Annotated in this window: 4 protein-coding genes and 1 riboswitch; of the genes, 3 read left to right on the top strand and 1 reads right to left on the bottom strand. The window is 69.6% G+C overall.

What is annotated here, in order from left to right; genetic code table 11:
* A partial coding sequence (locus tag GKQ77_RS05600; protein ID WP_219687589.1) for a lipase family alpha/beta hydrolase occupies window positions 1–655 on the top strand: 655 nt, incomplete at its 5' end.
* A gap of 226 nt (window positions 656–881) precedes the next feature.
* Window positions 882–2,429, top strand: a complete 1,548-nt coding sequence (locus GKQ77_RS05595; RefSeq protein ID WP_219687588.1) for a M23 family metallopeptidase — start codon at window positions 882–884, stop codon at window positions 2,427–2,429.
* 44 nt (window positions 2,430–2,473) lie between these two features.
* On the opposite strand, the gene pcrA is transcribed toward GKQ77_RS05595, so the two are convergent.
* Window positions 2,474–4,981: a DNA helicase PcrA gene (gene pcrA / locus GKQ77_RS05590; RefSeq protein WP_219687587.1), complete on the bottom strand. Its 2,508-nt coding sequence runs from the start codon at window positions 4,979–4,981 to the stop codon at window positions 2,474–2,476.
* Between the two features lie 242 nt (window positions 4,982–5,223).
* Window positions 5,224–5,379, top strand: a riboswitch (cyclic di-AMP (ydaO/yuaA leader).
* 8 nt (window positions 5,380–5,387) lie between these two features.
* Between pcrA and GKQ77_RS05585 the strand changes: the two genes are divergently transcribed.
* Window positions 5,388–6,623 (top strand): C40 family peptidase, encoded by a 1,236-nt coding sequence (locus tag GKQ77_RS05585; protein WP_219687586.1) that lies wholly within the window; start codon window positions 5,388–5,390, stop codon window positions 6,621–6,623.
* Window positions 6,624–6,627: the final 4 nt, after the last annotated feature.

The raw sequence follows: 6,627 nt of genomic DNA, 5'->3' as shown, positions 1-6,627 counted from the left end.
CCCCCTGGACGGCAGGCCCCCGGTCCTCCTCCTGCACGGCTTCATCGACAACCGCTCGGTCTTCGTCCTGCTGCGCCGCGCCCTGTCCCAGGACGGCGGACGCCTCGTGGAGTCACTCAACTACTCTCCGCTGACCTGTGACATCCGTACCGCTGCCGAACTGCTCGGCCGCCGTGTCGAGGAGCTGTGCGACCGCACGGGCCACCGCCGGGTGGACATCGTCGGGCACAGCCTCGGCGGCCTGATCGCCCGCTATTACGCCCAGCGCCTCGGCGGCGACGTTCGCGTACGCACGCTGGTCACGCTCGGCACACCGCACGGCGGCACCCGTGTCGCGCCGCTCGCGGACGCGCACCCGATCGTGCGGCAGATGCGCCCGGGCTCCGCGGTGATCGAGGAGCTGAAGGAACCGGCGCCGGACTGCCGCACGCAGTTCGTGAGTTTCTGGAGCGACCTGGACCAGATCATGGACCCGCTGGAGACGGCGTGCGTCGACCACCCCGACCTGGTCGCGCAGAACATCCGTGTGACCGGAATCGGCCATCTCGCGCTGCCCGTGCACCCGGCGGTCGCGAACGGCATACGCCAGGCGCTCGACCTGGCCCATCCAGGAGCCGACGCCACGGAGGCACCGGGCGGACTCACGGTCGCCTGACCGCAGTCGGGCACCGAACCAGGGCCCGCAGGTGGCCCCAACAAAGAGCTTCAGTATCGAACGTTGCTCGAACGCAGGGCCAAGGCTGTGCCCACAGACCGCCGAAAGACGGCCGAATGCCCGTTTCCTGAGACCATGAAACCTGCCGTAGATTGTCGCGCCCGTATACCGCCGGGTACAGTCGCCGCACTGCTCTGCCCCTGCTGCCGAGGCGAAAGAGAAGTTGGTGAACGACCGTCACCCGTCGGGGAGCTCGACTCCCCAGCCCTCGGCACCCGGCGCCGACTACGCGCACTACGCGACGTACGACCAGCAAAGCGCCCAGCCCAGTGGCTACGGCTATGACGCCTACCCCACCGGCGGTTTCGAAACCGGAAGCATCAGCACCGGAAGCTTCGACACCGGAACTTTCGCCACCGACCCCCTCTTCGGCGACATGCCCGGCACCAGTGCCGGCACCGCCACCGCCGCCGACAGCGGGTACGACACGGGCCAGTGGACGACCACGAGTACCCAGCAGCAGACGCTCGACTACGACGCTTACGCCGCGCAGCAGCACGCCGCCACCTACGACACCGGTGGCTACGACACCACCTCGGGCTGGTCGACCGGCGGCTATCAGCACCTCGCCGACATCCCGTCGCAACCGGGCGGCCCCGACAGCACGGGCCAGTGGGACACCGCCTCCTGGGACCAGGGTCCGGCGACCGGCCAGTGGGACACACAGTCCTTCGACACGGGCGCGTACGACGCCACGGCGTGGAACCCCGCCGACGAGGCCCACGAGCAACACGAGGCGCACGAGCCACACGAATCGCACGAGCCGCACGAAGCCCCGCAGTCGCATGAGACTCCGCAGCCGTACGAGCTGACCGAGCAGTACGAGATCTCCCCCGATGCCCCGTACGACAGCGAGAGCCCGTACAACAGCGAGGCCCCGTACGAGGACGCGGAGTCCGAGTCCGCCTCGGCAATCCCGGCCCCCGCCCCCCGTGCCGCTCGCGGCAAGAGCGGCGGATCGGGCGCGGGCCGCTCCAGAACGCGGCGCCGTACCCCCGCCAAGCGCTCCGCCCTCCTCACCGTCGCCGTGCCCTCCGCCTGTGTGATGGGTGTGGCCGGGGTGGCCGCCGCCTCCGTGGGCAGCTTCGGCGGGGACGACGACAAGGAGACGACGGCCTCGGCCCCGGACACCACCACGTCCGTGAAGCCCTCCGCCGCCAACAACAAGCTCGACACCCAGCTGGCCAACCTCTCCGCGGACGCGGGCGACTTCGCGGACCGCGCGAGCCGCACGCAGGAGCGCATCGACCTCAAGGCGGAGAAGGTGGCCGCCCAGAAGAAGGCGGCCGCGGAGGCGGCGCGCAAGGAGCGGCTCCGCCCCAAGTTCGCGCTGCCGGTGAAGCAGCACGGTCTGAGCGCGCAGTACGGCCAGGCCGGCGTCAACTGGATGTCGGCGCACTCCGGCATCGACTTCCCCGTGTCGTACGGCACGGAGGTCTTCGCCGCGACCGACGGCACCGTGACCACGAAGTGGAACAGCGCCTACGGCAACATGGCGATCGTCACCGCCAAGGACGGCACGGAGACGTGGTACTGCCACCTCTCCTCGCACAAGATTTCCAGCGGTCCCGTGAAGGCGGGCGAGACGATCGCCTTCTCCGGGAACTCCGGCAACTCGACGGGCCCGCACCTGCACTTCGAGGTGCGCCCCAGCGGCGGCTCGGCGATCGACCCGCTGCCGTGGCTGCGCAGCCACGGCCTCGACCCGACATAACCCCGGCCGCCGCCCCGACGTAACTCCAGTCGGCGCCCCCGGCATTACAACTTCTCGACCGGCGCGTACCGAAGCAGGAGCCGCTTCGGCTTGGGCTCGCCGAAGTCCACCGTCGCCTCGGCGTTCGCACCCGTGCCCTTCACCCCGACCACGGTCCCGAGGCCGAACTGGTCGTGCGTGACCCGGTCCCCGACCGCCAGCGAGACCACCGGCTTCTCCGACGCGCGGCGCGTGGCGAAGCCCTGCGCGCCGCCCGTGCGCGAGCGCGAGGACGACAGCGACGAGGCGATGCCCGCGGCGGGACCGGACGACGCGGGGGCGCCGACGGAGCCCTTCCGTTTCCAGTCCAGATGCACATCCGGAATCTCTTCGAGGAAGCGGGACGGCGGGTTGTACGAGGGCTGGCCCCAGGCGCTGCGCATCGAGGAACGCGTCAGATAGAGCCGCTCACGCGCGCGGGTGATGCCCACGTAGGCGAGGCGGCGCTCCTCCTCCAACTCCTTGACCTGCCCGAGAGAACGCATGTGCGGGAAGACACCGTCCTCCATGCCGGTCAGAAAGACGACGGGGAATTCGAGGCCCTTCGCGGTGTGCAGCGTCATGAGCGTGATGACTCCGGAGCCGTCGTCCTCCTCATCCGGAATCTGGTCGGAGTCGGCGACGAGTGCGACGCGCTCCAGGAAGTCGGAGAGCGTACCGGCCGGGGCCGCAGCCCCTTCGTCGGCGTCCGCTTGGCCCTCTTCCGCCTGGGCGCTCGCCGCCTGGGCGTTCTCCTGCTCGAACTCAAGGGCGACGGCAGCGAGTTCCTGGAGGTTCTCGATGCGGGTCTCGTCCTGCGGGTCGGTCGACGCCTGCAACTCTGCCAGGTACCCGGTCCGTTCGAGTACGGCCTCCAGGACGACGGCCGGGCCCGCGCCGGACTCGACGACGGTCCGCAGCTCCTCCATGAGCGTGTTGAACCGCTTGACGGCGTTGGTCGAGCGGGCCGCCATGCCGTACGCCTCGTCGACGCGGCGCAGCGCCTGCGGGAAGGAGATCTTCTCGCGCTGCGAGAGCGCGTCGATCATCGCCTCGGCGCGGTCGCCGATGCCCCTCTTGGGGACGTTGAGGATGCGCCGCAGCGGGACCGCGTCCTCGGGGTTGGCGAGAACGCGCAGGTAGGCCAGGACGTCGCGGACCTCCTTGCGCTCGTAGAAGCGGACGCCGCCGACGACCTTGTAGGGCAGGCCGACGCGGATGAAGATCTCTTCGAAGACACGGGACTGCGCGTTCGTGCGGTAGAAGATCGCGACGTCGCCGGCCTTCGCGTCGCCCGCGTCCGTGAGCCGGTCGATCTCGTCGGCGACGAACTGTGCCTCGTCGTGCTCGGTGTCGGCCACGTAACCGGTGATGCGGGCGCCCGCGCCCTGGTTGGTCCAGAGGTTCTTCGGGCGGCGGCTCTCGTTCCGCTCGATGACCGCGTTCGCCGCGGTGAGGATCGTCTGCGTGGAGCGGTAGTTCTGCTCGAGGAGGATCGTCGTCGCGTCGGTGTAGTCCTCCTCGAACTGGAGGATGTTGCGGATGGTGGCGCCGCGGAAGGCGTAGATCGACTGGTCCGCGTCACCCACCACGCACAGCTCGGCCGGGTCGTCACCCTCGCCTCCGGAGGGGCCGACCAGCTCGCGCACCAGGGCGTACTGGGCGTGGTTCGTGTCCTGGTACTCGTCGACCATGACGTGGCGGAAGCGGCGGCGGTAGTGCTCGGCGACGTCCGGGAAGGCGCGCAGGAGGTGGACCGTCGTCATGATCAGGTCGTCGAAGTCCATCGCGTTCGCCTCGCGCAGACGCGACTGGTACATGGCGTAGGCCTGGGCGAGGGTCTTCTCGAAGCCGTCGGCGGCCTGGACCGCGAAGTCCTCCTCGTCGATCAGCTCGTTCTTCAGGTTCGAGATCTTGGCGCTGAAGGACTTCGGCGGGAACTTCTTGGGGTCGAGGTCGAGATCACGGCAGACCAGGGCCATCAGACGCTTGGAGTCCGCGGCGTCGTAGATCGAGAAGGAGGACGTGAAGCCCAGCTTCTTGTACTCGCGACGCAGGATGCGGACGCAGGCGCTGTGGAAGGTCGACACCCACATCGCGTTGGCCCGGGGGCCGACGAGGTGCTCGACGCGCTCCTTCATCTCGCCCGCGGCCTTGTTCGTGAAGGTGATCGCGAGGATCTGGCCGGGGTGCACACCGCGCTCGGCGAGGAGGTACGCGATGCGGTGGGTCAGGACGCGCGTCTTGCCGGAACCGGCGCCCGCGACGATGAGCAGCGGGGAGCCCGCGTGCACGACGGCCGCGCGCTGGTTCTCGTTCAGCCCCTCCAGGAGCGTCGCCGGGTCGATGACCGGGCGCGGGGCTCCGTCGCGGTAGTGCGTATCCCGGCCCATGGGCACGTCGAACTTCCCGCTGAACAAGTCGTCCGGAACCGGTTCCGGAGCGCTGTCCTCGGGCGGCGGCGGGGGCTCTTCGTCCGCGGCCCGGGAAGGCTGCAGGTCCGCCAGGAAGCTGTCATCAAAGAGGCTGCTCATCGCCTCCCGAGTCTAGGCGGCCCCACTGACAACCCGCCCCGGGTTCCGGTCACCGGACTCCACTTACGCCCCGCCCGCGGCCGGTCACGCTCCGCCACGCCACTGCGGGCCCGCCTCCCGGCCCTCGTAAAGTCACGGAAATGTATCGGGCATATCGAACATCAACCTTCACACGTGCCACACAAGTTGGCTAGCGTGCTGCGCGGGCCGCTCGTCCCCCACCGGCGAACCCCGCCGGGAACGGGTGGCCTCCGCCGAGTCCGACATGTTCGGAGCCGGGGACCCGCCGAGAACTTGGGGTGAATCGGTCCCGTACTTCGTACGGGACTGTAGGGCAACCTTCCGGACCACCCGCCCGAACCCGACAGCTAACCCGGTAGGCGGTCTACGGAAGGAGTCGCCTCCCTTGGCGTCGCACCGCAAACCGCGGGCCCGGTCAGCCGGCGTACGCACCACCCCGGCCGTCGGCATCACCACGGCGGCCCTCACGTCCGTGGCGCTCTTGTCGCAGAGCGCGCAGGCAGCACCCTCCTCGCCGGCGAAGCCCAGCCTCGAAGAGGTGCGCAAGAAGGTCGACGACCTCTACCACCAGGCGGGCGTGGCTACCCAGAGGTACAACTCGGCCAAGGAGAAGACCGAGAAGCAGCGCAAGAGGGTGGGCCGTCTCCTCGACGACGTGGCCAGGCGCGCGGACAGGCTGAACGAGGCGCGCCAGCAGCTCGGCTCCTTCGCCGCCGCCCAGTACCGCACGGGCGGCGCGTCCCAGACGGCCACGATGATGCTCGCCGACGACCCGCAGGGCTACTTCGACCAGCACCACCTGGCGGACCGGCTCACCTCGCGGCAGAAGAAGGCCGTCGACGACTACCAGGCGGAGCAGGCATCGGCGACGAAGCAGCGTACGAAGGCGGCGAAGAGCCTCAAGACGCTCAGCGAGTCCCGGGACGACCTCAGGACGAGCAAGCGGGCCGTACAGAAGAAGCTGGGCGAGGCGCGCGGGCTGCTGTCGGAGCTGACCGCCGAGGAGAAGGCGCGGCTCGCCGTGATCGAGCGGGAGAAGAAGCGGGAGGCGAAGCGCAAGGCCGAGGAGCTGGCCCGCAAGCAGGCCGCGGAGGCGGAGCGCAAGCGCGAGGCGGAAGAGGCGGCGCAGAAGGAGAAAGAGCAGGGGCAAGCGCAGGGGCAAGGGGACGAGGGCCAGGGCCAAAGGCAGGACCAGGGCGGGGGCTCCGGCTCAGGCACCGGTACAGGTACCGGCACGGGCACCGGCACCGGCAGCACGGACGGCGGCTACGCCACCAAGGCCGCGAAGGTGACCCGCTTCGCCGAGGCCCAGATCGGCAAGCCGTACGTCTGGGGCGCCACGGGACCCGACTCGTACGACTGCTCAGGGCTCACCCAGGACGCCTGGAAGGCCGCCGGCATCTCGCTGCCGCGCACCACATGGGACCAGGTGAAGGCCGGCACGACCGTGAAGACCGCCGACGCCGAACCCGGTGACCTGGTCTTCTTCTACGACGACATCAGCCACGTAGGGATCTACATCGGCGACGGCAAGATGATCCATGCCCCGAAGCCGGGCACGAACGTACGTGTCGAGTCGATCTACTACATGCCGATCCACAGCGTGGTACGCCCGGCCTGACCAC

The organism is Streptomyces anatolicus (assembly GCF_019400875.1).
GTDB lineage: Bacteria > Actinomycetota > Actinomycetes > Streptomycetales > Streptomycetaceae > Streptomyces > Streptomyces anatolicus.
The sequence above is the reverse complement of the archived record's forward strand: the minus strand, read 5'-3'. Positions and strand labels throughout refer to the sequence as shown.

Bases quoted from the DNA above. Each gene is read 5' to 3' on its own strand.
- pcrA (WP_219687587.1), bottom strand. From the start codon at position 4,981: ATGAGCAGCCTCTTTGATGACAGCTTCCTGGCGGACCTGCAGCCTTCC.